This window comes from Pseudomonas artemisiae, from assembly GCF_057128685.1.
On record NZ_JBSKHS010000009.1, the window covers coordinates 25,088 to 43,522 of the forward strand.

Below are 18,435 nucleotides of genomic sequence, written 5' to 3' on the forward strand. Positions count from 1 at the left end.
CCGCGTTCGCCAGCGTTGCTGGCTCCTACCGCTGATAAATCAGTAAGTTGCTTTTCAAATAGACGAACCGTTATCCAGCCATTGAACACTCCTCGGCAGCGATTGCCAAAACTGGAGAGCTTCTTGCACTGCCCCCGTTAGCACGCATGAGCGTCAAATGTTTGTGGGGAATACTAGATGGCGGTGGATCGCACACAATTACTGAGCAACGCCCGGAGCCTGAGTCAAGGCAACCTTGGGGTACCGTTGCTGTTGCTCATCATGCTGGCAATGATGATGTTGCCCGTCCCGCCGTTTCTGCTGGACGTTTTCTTTACCTTTAACATCGCGCTGTCACTGGTGGTGCTGTTGGTGTGTGTCTACGCCATGCGGCCTCTGGACTTTGCGGTGTTCCCGACCATCCTGCTGGTGGCCACCCTGCTCAGGCTGGCGTTGAACGTAGCCTCCACCCGTGTGGTCATGCTCCACGGCCACGAAGGCCATCAGGCCGCGGGTAAGGTGATCCAGGCCTTTGGTGAGGTTGTGATCGGCGGTAACTACGTTGTCGGTGGCGTGGTGTTCGCCATCTTGATGATCATCAACTTCGTGGTGGTCACCAAGGGCGCGGGGCGGATTTCCGAGGTGAGCGCGCGTTTCACCCTCGATGCCATGCCCGGTAAACAAATGGCCATCGACGCCGACCTCAACGCAGGTTTGATCGACCAGGCCGCTGCCAAGCATCGCCGCGCGGAAGTCGCCCAAGAAGCCGAGTTCTACGGCTCGATGGACGGTGCCAGCAAGTTTGTGCGCGGTGACGCCATCGCCGGCTTGTTGATCCTGTTCATCAACCTGCTCGGCGGTATGGCCATCGGTATTCTCCAGCACGGCCTGACCTTTGCCGACGCCGGTACTACCTACGCGCTCTTGACGATTGGTGATGGCTTGGTAGCGCAGTTGCCTTCTCTGCTGCTGTCTACCGCCGCCGCGATCATGGTGACCCGTGCCTCGGGCTCTGAGGAAATGGGCAAGCAGATTGGCCGCCAGATGTTCGATTCGCCCAAGGCCTTGGGCGTGTCCGCTGCGCTGATGGCGGTCATGGGCATGGTGCCAGGCATGCCCCATATCGCCTTCTTGTCATTGGCCGCCGCCGCGGGTGGCGGTGCCTATCTGCTGTGGAAGAAAAAGAATCAGATCAAAGTCGAAGCGGCGGCTGAAGTACAACGCCAGCAGGAATTGCTGCCTTCGCCCCAGCGGTCCCAGGAAACCAAGGAGCTGGGTTGGGACGACGTTACCCCCATCGATATGATTGGCCTGGAAGTCGGCTATCGGCTTATTCCACTGGTGGACCGCAACCAAGGCGGCCAACTGCTGGCCCGTATCAAAGGTGTTCGCAAGAAGCTGTCCCAAGACCTGGGTTTTCTGATGCCAACGGTGCACATCCGGGACAACCTGGACCTGGCCCCGAGCGCCTATCGTTTGACGCTGATGGGGGTGATCCTGGCCGAGGCGGAAATCTATCCGGATCGGGAGCTGGCCATCAACCCTGGCCAGGTATTCGGCTCGCTCAATGGTATCCAGGCCCGGGACCCAGCCTTTGGTTTGGAGGCGGTATGGATCGAAATCAGCGCCCGGGCCCAGGCGCAGTCCTTGGGTTATACCGTGGTGGACGCCAGCACGGTGGTTGCAACCCACTTGAACCAAATCCTGCAAAAGCATGCCCATGAATTGATTGGGCATGAAGAAGTACAGCAATTGCTGCAAGTATTGGCCAAGGGTTCGCCCAAGCTTGCCGAAGAACTGGTGCCAAGCCTGATCACCTTGTCTGCTTTACTCAAGGTGCTGCAAGCGCTGTTGGCCGAACAGGTGCCAGTGCGGGATATCCGCAGTATTGCCGAAGCCATCGCCAATAGCGGGGCCAGGAGTCAAGATACCGCCGCTATGGTGTCAGCAGTTCGGGCCGGGTTATCCCGGGCAATTGTGCAAAGTATCGTAGGGACTGAGTCTGAGCTGCCAGTGATCACCTTGGAACCGAAGTTGGAACAGATATTGCTCAATAGTATTCAGAAGGCGGGGCAAGGCCAGGAAGATGGCGTTTTGCTGGAGCCGAGCATGGCGGAGCGGTTGCAGCGGTCGTTGATCGAAGCCTCGCAACGCCAGGAAATGCAAGGCCAGCCTGCCATATTGTTGGTTGCAGGGCCGATCCGGACCATGTTGTCGCGCTTTGGCCGGTTGGCTGTACCAAACCTGCATGTGTTGGCGTACCAAGAAATACCGGATAACAAGCAAGTCACGATCGTAGCGACAGTAGGGCCCAACGGCTGAGGTAGCGGGATATGCAAGTGAAGCGTTTTTTCGCCGCGGATATGCGTCAAGCCATGAAATTGGTACGTGACGAACTGGGCGCTGACGCTGCGATTATCGGTAACCGCCGGATCGCAGGCGGCGTGGAGCTCACCGCTGCGCTGGATTACAAGCTGTCGGCGCTGGCGCCTCGGGTGCCTAACATCGAACTCGAAGACGAGCTGCGCAAGACGCAGTCGCGTATCGTCTCGGCCCAGGCTGAGCTGGACACCCGTGGCAACACCGATGGCGTGAACAACCGCCAGCTGTTCGCAGGCCTCCCCCTGACCGCCGCCGAGCCTTTGATCGAACCCACCCTCGACGAAGCACCCCGTGTGCCTGCCGCGCTCGCGGCACCCGCACCTGCCGCCGTGGACCAACGCCTGTTCGACTCCATGCGCTCCGAGCTTTCGGGCCTGCGCGAGCTACTGGAAGTCCAGCTCGGTTCCCTGGCCTGGACTCAGTTGCAAGGTAGCCGCCCCGAGCAAGCTACGCTGTGGCGCAAGATGCAACGCATTGGCCTGTCTGGCCCCATTGCCCGGGACCTCCTGGCACAGGTGGGGGACATTGATGAGCCCCGCCATGCGTGGCGCATGTTGCTGGCTCACCTGGCGCGGATGATTTCCACCCCAGACCTGGAGCCTCTGGAAGAGGGCGGGATTATTTCCGTGGTTGGGCCGGCAGGCATGGGTAAAACCACCACCCTGGCCAAGATGGCGGCGCGCTATGTACTCAAGTACGGCGCGCAGAACATTGCCCTGGTGAGCATGGACAGCTTCCGCATCGGCGCCCAGGAACAGCTCAAAACCCTGGGCCGCATCCTTAACGTTTCAGTGACTCACGTCGACCCAGGCCAATCCCTGGCTCAAGCCTTGGAGCCGCTACTGCGCAAACGCGTGGTACTGATCGATACCGCTGGCCTGCAAGCCAGCGATCCGGCCCTTAAGCTGCAACTTGAAAGCCTGGCCGGGCGGGGCATTCGGGCGCGCAATTACTTGGTGCTGGCCACTACCAGCCAGAAACAGGTATTAACGGCCGCGTACCATAGTTACAAGCGCTGTGGGCTCGCAGGCTGTATCCTCACCAAGCTTGACGAAACGGCGAGCCTGGGTGAGGTATTGAGCTTGGCCATCAGCCATGAGCTACCGGTGGCGTACCTTACCGATGGCCCACGTATTCCAGACGACCTTCACCTGCCCCGCAAGCACCAGTTGGTGAGCCGCGCGGTGAACGTCCAGATGCAGGAAGAGCCGAGCGAGGAGGCCATGGCCGACATGTTCGCCGACCTGTATCACAGCCCTAGCAAGCGCGCGGGTTGAGGGCATGACAATGAATGAATGCATGCGCAAGTGGTTGCGCGACAGCAGGCCAAAGGGCTTGCTGAATGGTTTGAAACCTACCTGCATCACGCGCGGCAAGCCGTCGAAGCACTTAGGTGTGCAACGGTGTTGTCGTGCCGGTTCGCCACAAGGGCGGCCCGGCGGTGGTGTAGCCAGCGTCTCAGTGACAAGGTAAAAAACGAATGGGCAGCATGCATCCCGTACAGGTGATTGCGGTGACCGGCGGCAAAGGCGGCGTCGGCAAGACAAACGTGTCAGTGAACCTCTCATTGGCATTGGCCGAACTCGGCCGGCGGGTGATGCTGCTGGACGCTGACCTGGGCCTGGCCAACGTCGATGTGCTGCTGGGCCTTACCCCTAAACGCACCCTGGCCGACGTGATCGAGGGCCGCTGCGATCTGCGCGACGTGCTGTTGCAGGGCCCGGGCGGCATTCGCATCGTGCCCGCGGCCTCCGGTACCCAGACCATGGTGCACCTGACCCCCGCGCAGCATGCCGGGCTGATCCAGGCCTTTAGCGAAATCGGTGACAACCTGGATGTGCTGGTGATCGATACCGCGGCCGGGATTGGTGATTCGGTCGTCAGCTTTGTCCGTGCGGCCCAGGAAGTGTTGCTGGTGGTGTGCGATGAACCTACCTCCATCACCGACGCTTACGCGCTGATCAAGCTGCTTAACCGTGACTACGGCATGAACCGCTTCCGTGTACTGGCCAACATGGCTCAAAGCCCTCAGGAAGGGCGGAACCTGTTTGCCAAACTGACCAAGGTGACGGACCGCTTTCTGGACGTCGCCCTCCAATATGTGGGCGCGGTGCCGTATGACGAAACCGTGCGCAAGGCCGTACAGAAGCAACGCGCTGTGTACGAAGCCTTCCCACGCTCGAAATGCGCTCTGGCCTTCAAGGCCATCGCCCAGAAGGTGGATACCTGGCCGCTGCCCGCCAACCCGCGGGGGCACTTGGAATTCTTCGTCGAACGTTTGGTACAGCAAACCAGTGCGGGGCCTGTCTCATGAGCGCCAGTGGATACCGGATGTACAACAATGCTTCTCGGCAATCGCAGCAGCATGAACTGATCGAGCGCTATGCCCCTTTGGTCAAGCGGATCGCCTACCACCTACTGGCACGGCTACCGGCCAGCGTTCAGGTGGAGGACTTGATCCAAGCGGGAATGATCGGGCTGCTGGAGGTCGCCAACAAATACGATTCCAGCAAAGGGGCCAGTTTCGAAACCTACGCCGGCATTCGAATTCGCGGCGCCATGCTCGATGAAGTACGTAAAGGCGACTGGGCACCGCGCTCGGTACACCGCAATACCCGCACCGTGAGTGAGGCAATCAGAAAGATTGAAGCGCGAACCGGGCGTGACGCTAAAGATCACGAGGTTGCTGCCGAACTCAACATGAAGATCGATGAATATTATTCGATCCTCAATGACACACTGGGCAGCCGCCTGTTCAGCTTTGACGACCTGCTTCAGGACGGCGAGCATGAAGGGCTGCACGAACACGGCGCCAGTGGTAGTGGCGAACCGGCCCGAGGCCTGGAGGACGAGCGCTTCCAAACAGCCTTGGCCGACGCCATCGCCAACTTGCCGGAACGTGAACGCCTGGTGCTGGCGTTGTATTACGACGAGGAGCTTAACCTCAAGGAAATCGGCGAAGTGCTTGGGGTGAGTGAGTCCCGGGTGAGCCAGCTACACAGCCAATGCGCCGCGCGCTTGCGCAGCCGCCTTGGCGAATGGCGGGCCGCCGCGCGGTAAACAGTGCCGTGACAGTAGGGCTTGCTCGCGATGGTCTTCGCTTTGGCGTTGTGGCTGGTCGCGGGCAGGCCCTCTTGTTGCGGGGTGTAGCGCATACATAACGAATTCGATTGATTGCGCGTCCCGGAGCGGGCGTGTTTGAGACTGCTTGGAGGTCTACTTGGACAAGAACATGAAAATCCTCATCGTTGACGATTTCTCGACGATGCGGCGGATCATTAAAAACCTGCTGCGCGATCTGGGCTTTACGAATACCTCCGAAGCCGACGATGGCGTCACTGCTTTGCCGATGCTGCTAAACGGCAGTTTCGATTTCCTGGTCACCGACTGGAACATGCCAGGCATGACAGGCATCGACCTGCTGCGCCAGGTCCGTGCCGATGACCGCCTCAAGCACCTTCCCGTGCTAATGGTCACCGCCGAAGCCAAGCGCGAGCAGATCATCGAAGCGGCCCAGGCCGGGGTCAACGGTTATGTGGTCAAGCCATTCACCGCACAGGTCCTTAAAGAGAAGATTGAAAAAATCTTCGAACGCGTGAACAGCTAAGGCCGCCAGGGGGCGCTATGGAGTCCAGAAATCTGCCGTTGGGTGAGTTTGAAAACACCCTGAAAACCCATGCCCGCCGATTGGTCGACAGCCTTGAAAAAGGCCAGTTTGGCGAAGCGGTGCAGCTGATTCACGAGCTTAACCAGACCCGGGATCGTGGCCTGTACCAGGAAGTGGGCAAGCTGACCCGCGAGCTGCACAGCGCCATCGTCAATTTCCAGATCGACCCACGGTCTCCCAAGGCCGAGGAGGTGTCGCAGATTACCGACGCTACCGAGCGCCTGGACTACGTAGTGCGCCTGACGGAAAACGCCGCCAACCGCACCATGGACCTGGTAGAGCAAAGCACGCCGGTGGTCCATGGGTTGGAAGAAGACGCCAAGGCACTGCGTGCCGATTGGCAGCGGTTCATGCGCCGCGAAGTGCAGGCCGATGAGTTTCGCGAACTGGTCAAGCGCGTGGATGGCTTTTTGGCGCGCAGTGAAAGCGACGCCAGCGCGCTCTCTTCTCATCTCAATGATATTTTGCTTGCCCAGGATTACCAGGACCTCACCGGCCAGGTGATCAAGCGGGTGACGACCCTGGTCACCGACGTGGAATCTAACCTGCTCAAGCTGGTGCTCATGGCCAGCCAGGTAGACCGGTTCGCGGGCATCGAGCACGACGCCGAAAGCATGCGTCAGGAAAAAAATCCTGAAAAAGACACCTCTCGGGGTGAAGGTCCGCAGATCCATGCCGATAAGCGTGAAGACGTCGTATCCGGTCAGGACGATGTGGACGATCTGCTTTCCAGCCTGGGCTTCTGACGCGGGTTTAGCAGGTTCGTCGAACAGGTGCTAACGCGCGCCATCCAGGCCGGATGTCATTTCTAAGAACCCCAGGGAGCACCCACATGAGCTTCGGCGCCGATGAAGAAATCCTCCAGGACTTCCTGGTAGAGGCCGGCGAGATCCTCGAGCAGTTATCCGAGCAATTGGTAGAGCTGGAAAGCCGACCCGATGACGCGAACCTGCTCAATGCGATTTTTCGTGGTTTTCATACCGTCAAGGGCGGCGCCGGCTTTCTTCAGCTCAATGAGCTCGTGGAATGCTGCCACATCGCCGAAAACGTGTTCGACATCCTTCGTAAAGGTGAGCGCCGGGTTGACTCCGAGCTCATGGACGTGGTGCTCGAAGCACTCGATACCGTCAACAGCATGTTTGGCCAAGTGCGTGAACGTGCGCCGCTGACCCCCGCCACGCCTGAACTGCTGGCCGCACTGGCTCGCCTAGCCGAACCAGCCGGCGCCCAACCGCTGGTGGCACAGGCGCCAGCACCGGCACCGATGGCCGATGCAGGCTTCGATGCCTTGATGGACAGCCTGGACAGCACGGCTGAGGCCACGGTCGAGGGTGATGAAATCACTGATTCGGAATTCGAATCGCTGCTCGATCAGTTGCACGGCAAAGGCCAGTTCGCCCCCAACGCTGCTGCCCCTGCCGCCGTGTCTGCCGCGTCAGGTACCAGCTCGGACGAAATCACCGACTCTGAGTTCGAGGCGTTGCTCGACCAACTGCACGGCAAAGGCAGCTTCGCGGCGGATAACCTGCCTAGCACGCCCCAGGCCACTGCTACACCTGCCGCGCCAGCGGTAGCCAGTGGTGACCTGATCACTGATAACGAATTCGAAGCCCTGCTGGATCAACTTCACGGCAAGGGCAAGTTCAGCGCCGAAGGTGCAGACACCGGAACCACCCCGGCGCCTGCCGCCGCCCCCAAAGCGGCCGCCCCTGCGCCTGCCGCGGCGCCGGTGGCCAAAGCTGAGCCTGCGCGGGCCGCCGCGCCTGCCGCTGCCCCAGCAGCGCGGCCTGCGCCGCCGCCGGAAAAGCCCGCCGCCAGCGAAGCGGAAACCACCGTGCGGGTAGATACCGCCCGGCTGGACGAAATCATGAACATGGTGGGCGAACTGGTGCTGGTGCGTAACCGCCTGGTGCGCCTTGGCCTCAACAGCAATGACGAGGCCATGTCCAAGGCTGTTTCCAACCTGGACGTAGTGACTGCCGACCTGCAAACCGCGGTAATGAAAACCCGCATGCAGCCCATCAAGAAAGTGTTCGGGCGTTTCCCGCGCCTGGTTCGCGATTTGGCCCGGCAGCTTAAGAAAGAAATCAACCTGGAGCTGGTGGGCGAAGAAACCGACCTGGATAAAAACCTGGTCGAGGCCCTGGCCGACCCGTTGGTCCACTTGGTGCGCAACGCCGTTGACCATGGCGTGGAAATGCCCGCTGAGCGCGACGAGGCCGGTAAGCCCCGTTCAGGCAAGGTGGTGCTATCGGCCGAGCAGGAGGGCGACCATATTCTGCTGTCGATCTCCGACGACGGCAAAGGGATGGACCCGGCAGTACTGCGCGCCAAGGCGGTAGAGAAGGGCGTGATGGACAAGGACGCCGCCGACAGGTTGTCTGAGACCGATTGCTATAACCTGATCTTCGCGCCGGGCTTCTCAACCAAGACCGAGATCTCTGACGTGTCCGGCCGTGGCGTGGGCATGGACGTGGTTAAAACCAAGATTTCCCAGCTCAACGGCTCGATCAACATCTACTCGGCCAAGGGCCAGGGATCGAAGATCGTAATCAAGGTACCGCTAACCTTGGCCATCATGCCTACGCTGATGGTAATGCTGGGCAACCAGGCCTTCGCCTTCCCGCTGGTTAGCGTGAACGAGATCTTCCACTTGGACCTCTCTCGCACCAACGTGGTAGACGGGCAGGAAGTGGTTATCGTGCGCGACAAGGCCCTGCCCTTGTTTTACCTCAAGCGCTGGCTGGTGCCAGGCGTTCAGGACAGCGAGCAGCGTGAAGGGCATGTGGTGATTCTCTCGGTAGGTACCCAGCGCATCGGCTTTGTGGTGGACCAACTGGTGGGGCAGGAGGAGGTCGTGATCAAGCCATTGGGCAAGATGCTTCAGGGCACCCCCGGCATGTCCGGCGCCACCATCACCGGTGACGGCCGTATTGCCCTGATCCTGGACGTTCCGAGCATGCTCAAGCGCTACGCCGCACGGCGTATCTGACTACCACCGCCGGCTGTGCAAGCCGGCGGCCTGTAATGGAGTAACTATGGCAGTCACAGTCCTGGTGGTGGACGATTCGGGTTTTTTCCGCCGCCGCCTTACGGAAATTCTTTCCCAAGATAGCAACGTTAAGGTGGTCGGTACCGCCAGCAATGGCCGCGAAGCCATCGACCAGGCCATGGCGCTCAAGCCTGATGTGATCACCATGGACTACGAGATGCCGATGATGGATGGCATCACCGCGGTCCGCCATATCATGCAGCGCTGCCCTACACCGGTGTTGATGTTCTCCTCCCTCACCCATGAAGGCGCCCGGGTTACCCTGGATGCCCTGGATGCGGGCGCGGTGGACTTTCTGCCGAAAAACTTTGAAGACATCTCCAAAAACCCGGACAGAGTTCGCCAGTTGCTGTGCGAGAAGGTCAATTCCATCGCCCGCAGCAACCGTCGCGCAGGCGCGTCGGCCGCACAGGGTCATAGCACACCAGCCGTGGCGCCCGCCCGTGATCCCCGTGTAACCCGCGAACCGATGGCGCCACGTGTCCCACCGCGGCCGGGCGCCGCGCCTGCCCCGGCCGCGCGGCCAGCCCCGGCACCCGCGGGCACGGCCGCGCCAGCCAACAGCGGCCCGCCCAAACGCAAAGCTTACAAATTGTTGGCGATAGGGACCTCTACCGGCGGGCCGGTGGCGTTGCAGCGCGTGCTCACTCAGTTGCCCGCCAACTTTCCGTCGCCCATTGTGTTGATCCAGCATATGCCCGCGGCCTTTACCAAGGCGTTCGCCGAACGTCTGGACAAGCTCTGCCGTATCTCGGTCAAGGAAGCCGAGGACGGTGATCAGCTGCGCCCTGGCTTGGCGTTGCTGGCCCCGGGTGGCAAGCAGATGATGGTCGATGCGCGCGGTACCGTTAAGATTCTGCCAGGGGACGAGCGCTTGAATTACAAGCCTTGCGTGGACATCACCTTTGGCTCGGCGGCCAAAAGCTTTGGCGACAAGGTACTGGCCGTAGTGCTGACCGGCATGGGCGCCGATGGCCGAGAAGGCGCGCGCCTGCTCAAGCAGGTGGGCAGCCAGGTATGGGCCCAGGATGAAGCCAGCAGTGTGATCTATGGCATGCCGATGGCTGTGGCCAAGGCAGGCCTGGCCGACGCGGTGTATAGCCTTGATGACATGGGCCGGTACCTGACGGAGGCTTGCCAGTAATGGACGTGTTAAGCCTGATCGGCATCATCCTGGCGTTCGTGGCCATCGTGGGGGGCAACTTCCTGGAGGGCGGCCACTTGCCTTCGCTGCTCAATGGCCCCGCGGGCTTGATTGTGCTCGGCGGTACCCTGGCCGCTGCGCTGTTGCAAACCCCGATCAATGCCTTCAAGCGGGCATTGCACATCCTGCCGTGGATCTTCTTTCCGCCGCGTATCGACCTGCCCGGTGGGATCGACCGGGTGGTGAGCTGGAGCCTGGTGGCCCGCAAGGAAGGCTTATTGGGCCTGGAAAGCGTGGCCGACGGCGAATCGGACACCTACGCCCGTAAGGGCTTGCAGTTGTTGGTGGACGGCGCAGAGCCCGAAGCTATCCGCGGTATCCTGGAGCTGGATTTCTTCACCCAGGAAGCCCGGGATATTCAAGCGGCGAAGGTGTACGAGTGCATGGGCGGTTATGCCCCCACCATCGGCATCATCGGCGCGGTGATGGGCCTTATTCACGTGATGGGCAACCTGGCCGACCCTTCGCAGTTGGGAAGTGGCATAGCCGTTGCTTTCGTCGCCACTATCTACGGTGTGGCGTCAGCCAACCTGGTGTTGCTGCCCATCGCCAATAAACTCAAGGCGCTGGCTCAGCGCCAGTGCCGCTATCGGGAAATGCTCCTCGAAGGGCTGCTCTCCATCGCGGAAGGTGAAAACCCCCGGTCCATTGAACTGAAGCTTTTAGGCTTCATGGAGTAACGGATGCGTCGCCGCCGGGTCACCGAAGAGCATGAAAATCACGAACGTTGGCTGGTGTCCTATGCGGATTTCATCACCTTGCTGTTCGCTTTTTTCGTGGTGATGTATTCCATTTCCTCGGTCAACGAGGGCAAGTACAAAGTCCTCTCCGATGCCTTGGTGGGGGTGTTCAACGACCAGCAGCGCAGCACCAAGCCGATCAACATCGGCGAGGAGCGCCCACGGGCGTTGCAACCGGCCATGCCACTCAATACTGACAACGTTGAGCCGGACGCTGCCGTGGGCCACGCCGACCCGCTGCAGAGCATCGCCGACGATGTACGCAATGCCTTTGGAGATTTGATTGCCGCCGATCAGCTCACCGTGCGCGGTAACGAATTGTGGATCGAAATCGAGCTTAAATCTGGCCTGCTGTTCGGCAGCGGCGATGCCATTCCCAGTGACCGCGCCTTTGACATTGTAGAAAAGGTAGCGGGCATTCTTAAACCCTTCGCCAACCCAGTGCATGTGGAGGGTTTCACCGATAACCAGCCCATTCGCACCGCCCAGTACCCCACTAACTGGGAGTTGTCATCGGCCCGTGCCTCCAGCATCGTGCGCATGCTGGCCATGGACGGCGTCGACCCTGGTCGCATGGCCGCCGTGGGCTATGGTGAATACCAGCCGGTCGCGGAAAACGACAGCGCCGATGGACGCGCGAAAAACCGCAGGGTGGTGCTGGTGATTTCCCGCAACCTGGAGGTGCGCCGCAGCCTGACTGGCTCAGGCACCGCCAATGCAACGCCAGATGCCGCCTTGAAGCGGGCTGGCACACAAAGTGCACCGTCCGACACAACGCAGCCGGGGAAGGGGCAACCCGTCAAAACCCCGTCACCATCGTTGTAACCCGTCATCAGGACCGTACGCATGAGAGTCTGGGCAGTCGCCAATCAGAAGGGTGGGGTAGGCAAAACCACCACCACCGTCGCGCTCGCGGGCCTGTTGGCCGATGCAGGCAAGCGCGTGGTCGTGGTAGACCTAGACCCGCATGGCTCGCTGACCAGCTATTTCGGCAATAACCCTGACAGTCAGGAACACAGCTGCTTCGACCTGTTCCAGCACAAAGGCAACGTGCCTGAAGGCCTGCCTGGCCAGTTGCTGTTGCCAACCGCAGATGAACGCATCTCGCTGTTGCCTTCCAGTACGGCCCTGGCCACGTTGGAGCGCCAGTCACCGGGCCAAAGCGGCTTGGGCCTGGTGGTCGCCAAAGCCTTGGCACAACTGTGGCAGGATTTCGACTATGCCTTGATCGACAGCCCACCCTTATTGGGGGTGCTGATGGTTAATGCCTTGGCGGCCAGTCAACAATTGGTGGTACCGGTGCAAACCGAACACCTGGCAGTCAATGGCCTGGAACGCATGATCAGCACCCTGACCATGATCAACCGTTCCCGTAAGCAACCCTTGCCTTATAGCATCGTGCCTACCTTGTTCGACAGGCGCACCCAGGCTTCCCTGGGTACCTTGCGCGTGCTGCGCGACCGGTGGCAGGACAGCGTGTGGGAGGGCTACATTCCGGTCGATACCCGCCTGCGTGACGCCAGCCGTGCGGGCTTGGCGCCGTCGCGGTTTGACGCCAAAAGCCGAGGCGTGATTGCCTATCGGGCGTTGCTCAAGCATTTGCTTGCTCAACAGTTGCAGACCCAGGTGGCCTGACATGAGCCGACCCACGGACATTCCTCCGCGCCCTCAGCAAGCGTTGCAGGCCTACCTGGACGGCTTGCTGCAAGAGGCCACTGAAGCGGCGCCAGAGGAACCCTCGTCGCCTAATGCGCCTGCTACCGAGCCGGTGATTGCGCTTGCGCCTGCGGATGATTTCGAGGCGGCAGTGCGAGAAGAACAAGCCCGCGATGCCAGCCGCCCTAAAGCCATGCCTGCCCCTATGCCGGTGCCCAAGGCTCTACCGACGGCGCCGGACGTCAGGCCCTTGGCCCACGCCGAGCCCCTCAAAGAGCTGGACCGGCCAAGCCTCTGGACCGGGCCTAGCTTGTTGCCTCAGGCGCCGGTTGAGATCGAAGCCGAGCCATTGGCACCCGTCGCGACTGAAGTACCTGAAGCAACACCACAGCCCTCAGTACCGGAACCCGTGCAGGCCATCAACCTGACAACCCACGGGGGTGGCCCAACAGCGCCCACTAAAACCGGCCGCCCAGCCTGGGGTGAAGAGCCGTTCGAGTGCCTGCTGTTTGACGTGGCCGGGCTAACCCTGGCGGTGCCCTTGGTCTGCCTGGGCTCGATCTACCCCCTGGCCGGCCAGGAATTGACGCCGCTGTTCGGCCAGCCAGAGTGGTTCCTGGGGCTTCTGCCCAGCCACAACGGCAACTTGAAAGTATTGGACACTGCCCGCTGGGTGATGCCGGACCGCTACAGAGACGACTTCCAGCAGGGCCTGCAGTACGTGATTTCCGTACAGGGTTACGAATGGGGCCTGGCGGTGCACGCGGTAAACCGCTCACTGCGCCTGGACCCGGCTGAAATCAAATGGCGCAGCCAGGGTGGGCAACGCCCTTGGCTAGCCGGTACCGTGATCGAACATATGTGCGCGCTGGTCGATGTGGCGCAATTGGCTGAAATGATCGCCAGTGGCGCGGTTAAAGAGCAAGACGCCGCGAGTCGGGCAAAGGCGGCCGCCGATGCCAAGGCAAAGGCAGAGGCCGCTAAAGGCCGTAAACGATAACTTCCTTGGCCGATTGGCCGAGGGCATGCACAACAAGCCGCGAGAGCGGGAGCGAGGGGTGAGGGTATGAAGAAAACGTCCGGTCAGGGTTCCGAGGATCCGATCCTGCAATGGGTCACCTTCCGCCTGGATAACGAAACCTATGGCATCAACGTGATGCAGGTTCAGGAAGTGTTGCGCTACACCGAAATCGCCCCAGTGCCTGGGGCGCCGACCTATGTGCTAGGCATTATCAACCTGCGCGGCAACGTGGTCACGGTGATCGACACGCGTCAGCGCTTTGGCCTGGCCTCCAGCGACGTGAGCGACAACACCCGTATCGTGATCATCGAAGCGGACAAACAAGTGGTCGGCATCCTTGTGGACAGCGTGGCCGAAGTGGTTTACCTACGCCAGTCCGAAGTGGAAACCGCGCCAAACGTGGGTAACGAGGAATCAGCCAAGTTCATCCAGGGCGTGTGTAATAAAAACGGCGAACTGTTGATCCTGGTCGAACTCGATAAGATGATGAGCGAAGAAGAGTGGTCTGACCTGGAGAACATTTGAGTTGATTCTAGAAGCCGCGGTCATCGTACTGGCTATTCTCTGGGCCGGTTCGGTGGCGATGTTTATCGCCTACCAACGCACTCAGCAACGCCTGGCCGCCGAACAGGCCGCCGGCGATACCGTGCGTGATCAACGTATCCGCGAGCTGGCCAAGCGTTTGGACGACTACCAGAACGGCACCGTGCGCATGGGTGAAGCCATTCACGAACTGCGCGCGGTGGTCGCGCCCTTGCCGGACAAACTCCTGCAACTGGAACAGCGCGACCCGGATAGTCTTTCCTTCGATCAGGCCGCCAAGCTGGTGCAGATGGGGGCCAGCATTGATGAGCTGACCCAGGCCTGTGGATTGACCCAGGCCGAGGCGCAGTTGATGACTCGGATGCATGGGGGGTAAGGGCTACACCTCAGTGCACCCGTATCTCGATGCCCCTATTCGCCAGCTCTGCTGGCGCCTACCTTGACGTTAACAACCTACCGAAATCAAACGGCATGGCGTCCCCTGTAGGAGCCAAGCTGGCGAATGGCGGTTTCAAATTGATTCATCAGCGCCTAATTGCCTGTTTTCGCTCTAGGCCGGTTCGGTGGTGCTGTTTATCGCTTACCAACTCATTTAGCAGCGCCTGGCCGTCGAACATGCCGCCGGCGACGCCGTGCGTGATCAACGTATCCGCGAACTGGCGAGCATCGATGAACTGACCCAGTCCTGTGGGTTGACACAGGCCGATGCGCAGTTGATGATTCGGATGCATGGTACTAAATAGTCCACTAACGGATATTGATATATCTTGTTAAAGCTTAAGTCCGTTGCAATGGATAGCGGCTTATGTGGCTACATCCGTGATGTGTTGTCCCAATAAGCTCGGGTATCGCGTTCCTTCACCTTGGATGGAAGAAATTTCCCATCGAAGCCTCTTGAATGCGTCTGGGACATCTCAAAATTTCGCATTTCGTAGGTACCACGGCTACGGTCTGCTCTGGTTGGGCTGAAGAGATTTTTTTTAGAGGGCTGTAGTCTAAACTTCGGATCTGGATTCAGACGCATTGTGCGCTTAATCCCATTCAAGACCGCCGGTTGAGACGGCGCCCTACCTCGAAGCGCCCGGACTCCAATCGCGCCCGCTCCGAGTAAAGCAAGCGCTCCACCACCGATTATAAGCCCTAGGGATAAGTCAGACGGTGACTTTTCGTGCATGATACTGCCACCGATCAACGCGCCTATTCCCAAAAAGGCTGTGGATATGCCCAATCCTAAAAGCAGAGAAAACTGGCCGTTTGGATCACTGCGGGTAACGGGCTGCCCTAAGCAGTAACTGTAACTATTCAGCCCACCCTTGCCGAACGGGCTTAGTTCATCTGCTGCGGTGAAGCGCAGCAGAGAGGGCGAGTACCCGCGATAGCCATTGCCCAACATGTAGTTCTTAGTACCAGGCTCCTTCATTTGCCCAGTAAAGCCTGTGCTACCGCCCCCAAGATCGGCGGTATGACCGAAAGGGGTATAGGCAATACGCCTAAGCCCGGAAGTGGAGAGTTTTTGAATAGCAGAGCCGAGTAGATCGGTACCCTGTAGCCGAGTGGTAGGCAAAGCATTAGAGGTAGTGGTCATAAGGTTTTCCTGCGGAAAATACGAAACCATTTAACCCCGTAATTGCTGTCTGGATAAGCTGGCAAACTGTTAGGTAATCACCTCGCTTTTACTACGGTCAACGCCATTTCTACGTCTGGCGCTGATACTGTGCAGCCCAGCTGCGCCTTATTACTTTTAATGCGCCGCTGCTCAAGGCTTTATTCAATCAATAAACAACCCGGCGTCACATCCCGCTCCGTCCTCGCCGCCGGGCTGATATCCACCCCTACCGGCACCTTGCCCTGCAAGTACCAGGCAAACGCAATAATCTCGGCGATGGTCAGGTACAGCTCCCGTGGGATGCTGTCGCCCAGTTCCAACTGGCCTAGCATTTTTACCAGCTCGGCGTTTTCGTAGATGGGCACTTCGTGGGCTTTAGGGAAGCTCCGAGCAACTTCGGCGCGGAAGTCGCCCAAGCGCAGAAAGGCCTAAACCCCGTCAGTTTTCGCCACACCAGCGCCCGTTGAGTCCGCTGACCGGGCTTTTCAGCCCGATCTACCGTGTTACATGCGCAACTCGCCCAAACCCATTACGTGTTTTCGTGTCATCCAAAGGTTCGACAGTGCGAACAACGTGGTCAATTGCGCGGTGTTCTTCACCAGCCCCCGGAACCTCGTTTTCACGTAACCGAACTGGCGCTTGATCACGCGAAACGGATGTTCGACCTTGGCTCGGGTCTGTGCCTTAGCCCGCTCGATCCTCCGCTTGCCCTTGTAGATCAGGCTGCGTTTGGACAGCATGGTGTAGCTGCTGCGCCGGGCCGCGATCCGCCAGATAACCTTACGCCCAGCATGCTCATCCCGCTTTTCGACACCGGTATAACCAGCATCGGCGTAGACCGCATTCTCCTCGCCATGCAGCAGTTCGACCACCTAGGTGACGTCCGCCACGTTGACCGCGGTACCGTGAATGTGGTGCACCAGGCCCGATTCCACGGCAGCACCGATGTGTGCCTTCATCTCGAAGAAGTACTGATCCCTCTTTTTCGTCTGGTGCATTTCAGGGTCGCGCTTGCCGCCCTTGTTCTTCGTCGAGCTGGGGCATGGATGATCGTGGCATCGACGATGGTGCCCTGGCGCAAGGACAAGCCCTTGTCCTGCAAGTAACCGTTGATAACCTGCAGTATCCCGGCCGGCAGCTGATGCTTCTCCAGCAGGTGGCGGATTCATGATCGTGGTGTCTTCGGGATCGGCGCGCTGAGTGTGAGACGGGCGAACTGGCGCATCGGCCTGATCTCGTAAAGCGCCTCTTCCATCGCCGGGTCGCTTAGCGAGAACCCGTTCTGCAACAGGTGGATGCGCAGCATGGTTTCCAGTGGGTACGGCTTGCACCCGCCGCCCGCTTTTAGGTAGTACGGTTCGATCAGCGCGACCAGCCCTGCCCAGGGCATGACCTGATCCATTCGGTCAGAAAGCACTCGCGGCGGGTCTGCTTGCGTTTACCGGCGTATTCAAAATCGGAAAAGCTCATCTGGCTCATGGGGTCTGTTGGTTTGCCTGGGGGGAGGGGTTATTTCGGCATAGGTGGTCGAACGTGTGCAGACTTGATCGGAGAATCCCTAGAAATTTTGCCAGGGGGCCTACAAAGGAAAGTAAACAGTGCGCATGACTTTAGTGCATTTTATCGGAGAATCACCAACCAGTCATGGATGGTGGCATAATGGAATCAATCCATCCTTTTGAAGTTTGACTACAGCATGAACGCTTATGATCTTAGACACCTGCGCTTGCTTGATTTCATAGAAGCCCGGCGCTGGGCTGAGTTTAACCTTGACGATATTCTGGAACTCAAGGTTTTGATCAGTTGCAAATATTTGGTCCTTATTGAGAGGGCTGGCAAAGCTCCATCGGTTTCGCTAACCCCTGACGGTTATCACTATCATCAAAGGCTGTCGCAACTTTTTATGCAGTATCACAAGAAAGCGAGCTAAATTTTAGCTGGCTCACTAAGATTTTTGCTAAATCATTAAGCGTTTGTTTCCATCAAGCTCACCAACGTTTTACCGTTGTACGCCATAAGCCGTTTATAGCGGCTAGCTGATCCAATATTTTGCGCACAATAAATTATTATTGTAAAAAAGATAAGTCAAATTTCTGTCGTGACGATAATAACTACCGACTATCAGTTGTTATCCAATGATTAAAAACGATTTATATAAGCCGCTATCTGAACAGTTAAGTACTTCAGGAATAGAGGCTCATGTGTACTACAGTTCTTCTTGTCGAGGATGATGACATCCTGCGGATGTTAGTCACCGAAGCACTATCCATGCTGCCGGTAAAAGTGATTGCTTGCCCTTGCGCAGATGCCGCGTTGCACATCCTGGAAGAGGCCGAGCCTGTCAACCTTGTATTGACGGACATTCGCATGCCAGGACAGCTTGACGGTTGGGACCTGGCCAACGTCATCTGGAACCGTTGGCCACACCTGCCGGTGGTCTTGACCTCAGGACACCGGCGTTTATCGTCTGACGACCTACCGGAGCAGTCAGCGTTTATTCCCAAACCCTGGACGCTGGATATGCTGTATGAAACAGTTGAAGCACGATTGCAGCAGTGTTGTTCTGGTCCATAGCAGTGACGGGC

The 18,435-nt window shown here is 59.0% G+C and carries 16 protein-coding genes and 3 pseudogenes; 16 read left to right on the forward strand and 3 right to left on the reverse strand.

What is annotated here, in order from left to right:
* The first annotated feature begins 183 nt into the window (after window positions 1-183).
* The 15 genes and pseudogenes from flhA to ACWKV4_RS12225 all read left to right on the forward strand — a co-directional run.
* A complete protein-coding gene (flhA, locus tag ACWKV4_RS12155; protein ID WP_483832482.1) occupies window positions 184-2,301 on the forward strand; it encodes a flagellar biosynthesis protein FlhA in 2,118 nt (705 codons plus the stop codon).
* Window positions 2,302-2,312: 11 nt separating this feature from the next.
* Entirely contained in the window at window positions 2,313-3,638 is a 1,326-nt protein-coding gene (gene flhF / locus ACWKV4_RS12160; RefSeq protein WP_483832444.1) for a flagellar biosynthesis GTPase FlhF, read from the forward strand.
* Window positions 3,639-3,841: 203 nt separating this feature from the next.
* Window positions 3,842-4,675 (forward strand): flagellar synthesis regulator FleN, encoded by an 834-nt coding sequence (fleN, locus tag ACWKV4_RS12165; RefSeq protein WP_483832443.1) that lies wholly within the window; start codon window positions 3,842-3,844, stop codon window positions 4,673-4,675.
* Entirely contained in the window at window positions 4,672-5,421 is a 750-nt protein-coding gene (gene fliA, locus ACWKV4_RS12170) for an RNA polymerase sigma factor FliA (protein WP_483832442.1), read from the forward strand. Before fleN ends, fliA begins: the two co-directional genes overlap by 4 nt.
* Window positions 5,422-5,593: 172 nt before the next feature.
* Window positions 5,594-5,968 (forward strand): chemotaxis response regulator CheY, encoded by a 375-nt coding sequence (locus ACWKV4_RS12175; RefSeq protein ID WP_483832441.1) that lies wholly within the window; start codon window positions 5,594-5,596, stop codon window positions 5,966-5,968.
* A 17-nt stretch (window positions 5,969-5,985) separates the two neighbouring features.
* Window positions 5,986-6,774, forward strand: coding sequence for a protein phosphatase CheZ (locus ACWKV4_RS12180; RefSeq protein WP_483832440.1), 789 nt, complete (start codon window positions 5,986-5,988; stop codon window positions 6,772-6,774).
* 86 nt (window positions 6,775-6,860) lie between these two features.
* Window positions 6,861-9,020 (forward strand): chemotaxis protein CheA, encoded by a 2,160-nt coding sequence (locus ACWKV4_RS12185; RefSeq protein ID WP_483832439.1) that lies wholly within the window; start codon window positions 6,861-6,863, stop codon window positions 9,018-9,020.
* Between the two features lie 46 nt (window positions 9,021-9,066).
* The gene (locus ACWKV4_RS12190; RefSeq protein ID WP_483832438.1) at window positions 9,067-10,224 is read left to right on the forward strand and encodes a protein-glutamate methylesterase/protein-glutamine glutaminase; all 1,158 of its coding nucleotides are present in this window, start codon (window positions 9,067-9,069) and stop codon (window positions 10,222-10,224) included.
* Window positions 10,224-10,964, forward strand: a complete 741-nt coding sequence (locus ACWKV4_RS12195; RefSeq protein ID WP_483832437.1) for a flagellar motor protein — start codon at window positions 10,224-10,226, stop codon at window positions 10,962-10,964. The genes ACWKV4_RS12190 and ACWKV4_RS12195 overlap by 1 nt, the downstream gene beginning before the upstream one ends.
* A 3-nt stretch (window positions 10,965-10,967) precedes the next feature.
* Window positions 10,968-11,849, forward strand: coding sequence for a flagellar motor protein MotD (motD, locus tag ACWKV4_RS12200; protein ID WP_483832436.1), 882 nt, complete (start codon window positions 10,968-10,970; stop codon window positions 11,847-11,849).
* Between the two features lie 21 nt (window positions 11,850-11,870).
* Window positions 11,871-12,659 carry a ParA family protein gene (locus ACWKV4_RS12205; RefSeq protein WP_483832435.1) on the forward strand — a complete coding sequence of 263 codons (789 nt, stop codon included), beginning with the start codon at window positions 11,871-11,873 and terminating at the stop codon, window positions 12,657-12,659.
* A gap of 1 nt (window position 12,660) precedes the next feature.
* Entirely contained in the window at window positions 12,661-13,680 is a 1,020-nt protein-coding gene (locus ACWKV4_RS12210; protein WP_483832434.1) for a CheW domain-containing protein, read from the forward strand.
* Window positions 13,681-13,746: 66 nt separating this feature from the next.
* Complete coding sequence (locus tag ACWKV4_RS12215; protein WP_483832433.1) at window positions 13,747-14,226, forward strand: chemotaxis protein CheW; 480 nt, start codon at window positions 13,747-13,749, stop codon at window positions 14,224-14,226.
* 1 nt (window position 14,227) lies between these two features.
* Window positions 14,228-14,620, forward strand: a complete 393-nt coding sequence (locus tag ACWKV4_RS12220) for a DUF2802 domain-containing protein (protein WP_483832432.1) — start codon at window positions 14,228-14,230, stop codon at window positions 14,618-14,620.
* Window positions 14,621-14,903: 283 nt separating this feature from the next.
* Window positions 14,904-14,987 (forward strand): annotated as a pseudogene (locus ACWKV4_RS12225) (DUF2802 domain-containing protein); the annotation flags it as partial.
* Window positions 14,988-15,055: 68 nt separating this feature from the next.
* Here the strand turns inward: ACWKV4_RS12225 and ACWKV4_RS12230 are convergent.
* The 3 genes and pseudogenes from ACWKV4_RS12230 to ACWKV4_RS12240 all read right to left on the reverse strand — a co-directional run bounded on the left by ACWKV4_RS12230 (window position 15,056) and on the right by ACWKV4_RS12240 (window position 17,329).
* On the reverse strand, window positions 15,056-15,829 hold the full coding sequence (locus ACWKV4_RS12230; protein WP_483832431.1) for an RHS repeat-associated core domain-containing protein: 774 nt from the start codon (window positions 15,827-15,829) through the stop codon (window positions 15,056-15,058).
* A gap of 179 nt (window positions 15,830-16,008) precedes the next feature.
* Window positions 16,009-16,260 (reverse strand): annotated as a pseudogene (locus ACWKV4_RS12235) (EscU/YscU/HrcU family type III secretion system export apparatus switch protein); the annotation flags it as partial.
* A 93-nt stretch (window positions 16,261-16,353) separates the two neighbouring features.
* Window positions 16,354-17,329: pseudogene (locus tag ACWKV4_RS12240) on the reverse strand (IS5 family transposase).
* A gap of 720 nt (window positions 17,330-18,049) precedes the next feature.
* On the opposite strand from ACWKV4_RS12240, the gene ACWKV4_RS12245 reads away from it, so the two are divergent.
* Window positions 18,050-18,424, forward strand: a complete 375-nt coding sequence (locus ACWKV4_RS12245) for a response regulator (protein WP_483832430.1) — start codon at window positions 18,050-18,052, stop codon at window positions 18,422-18,424.
* The last annotated feature ends 11 nt before the right edge of the window (window positions 18,425-18,435 follow it).

Excerpts from the sequence above, each read along its gene's own strand:
- flhF (WP_483832444.1), top strand. The coding sequence starts at position 2,313 with ATGCAAGTGAAGCGTTTTTTCGCCGCGGATATGCGTCAAGCCATGAAA.
- fleN (WP_483832443.1), top strand. The coding sequence starts at position 3,842 with ATGGGCAGCATGCATCCCGTACAGGTGATTGCGGTGACCGGCGGCAAA.
- fliA (WP_483832442.1), top strand. The coding sequence starts at position 4,672 with ATGAGCGCCAGTGGATACCGGATGTACAACAATGCTTCTCGGCAATCG.
- ACWKV4_RS12175 (WP_483832441.1), top strand. The coding sequence starts at position 5,594 with ATGAAAATCCTCATCGTTGACGATTTCTCGACGATGCGGCGGATCATT.
- ACWKV4_RS12180 (WP_483832440.1), top strand. The coding sequence starts at position 5,986 with ATGGAGTCCAGAAATCTGCCGTTGGGTGAGTTTGAAAACACCCTGAAA.
- ACWKV4_RS12185 (WP_483832439.1), top strand. The coding sequence starts at position 6,861 with ATGAGCTTCGGCGCCGATGAAGAAATCCTCCAGGACTTCCTGGTAGAG.
- ACWKV4_RS12190 (WP_483832438.1), top strand. The coding sequence starts at position 9,067 with ATGGCAGTCACAGTCCTGGTGGTGGACGATTCGGGTTTTTTCCGCCGC.
- ACWKV4_RS12195 (WP_483832437.1), top strand. The coding sequence starts at position 10,224 with ATGGACGTGTTAAGCCTGATCGGCATCATCCTGGCGTTCGTGGCCATC.
- motD (WP_483832436.1), top strand. The coding sequence starts at position 10,968 with ATGCGTCGCCGCCGGGTCACCGAAGAGCATGAAAATCACGAACGTTGG.
- ACWKV4_RS12205 (WP_483832435.1), top strand. The coding sequence starts at position 11,871 with ATGAGAGTCTGGGCAGTCGCCAATCAGAAGGGTGGGGTAGGCAAAACC.
- ACWKV4_RS12210 (WP_483832434.1), top strand. The coding sequence starts at position 12,661 with ATGAGCCGACCCACGGACATTCCTCCGCGCCCTCAGCAAGCGTTGCAG.
- ACWKV4_RS12215 (WP_483832433.1), top strand. The coding sequence starts at position 13,747 with ATGAAGAAAACGTCCGGTCAGGGTTCCGAGGATCCGATCCTGCAATGG.
- ACWKV4_RS12230 (WP_483832431.1), bottom strand. The coding sequence starts at position 15,829 with ATGACCACTACCTCTAATGCTTTGCCTACCACTCGGCTACAGGGTACC.
- ACWKV4_RS12245 (WP_483832430.1), top strand. The coding sequence starts at position 18,050 with ATGTGTACTACAGTTCTTCTTGTCGAGGATGATGACATCCTGCGGATG.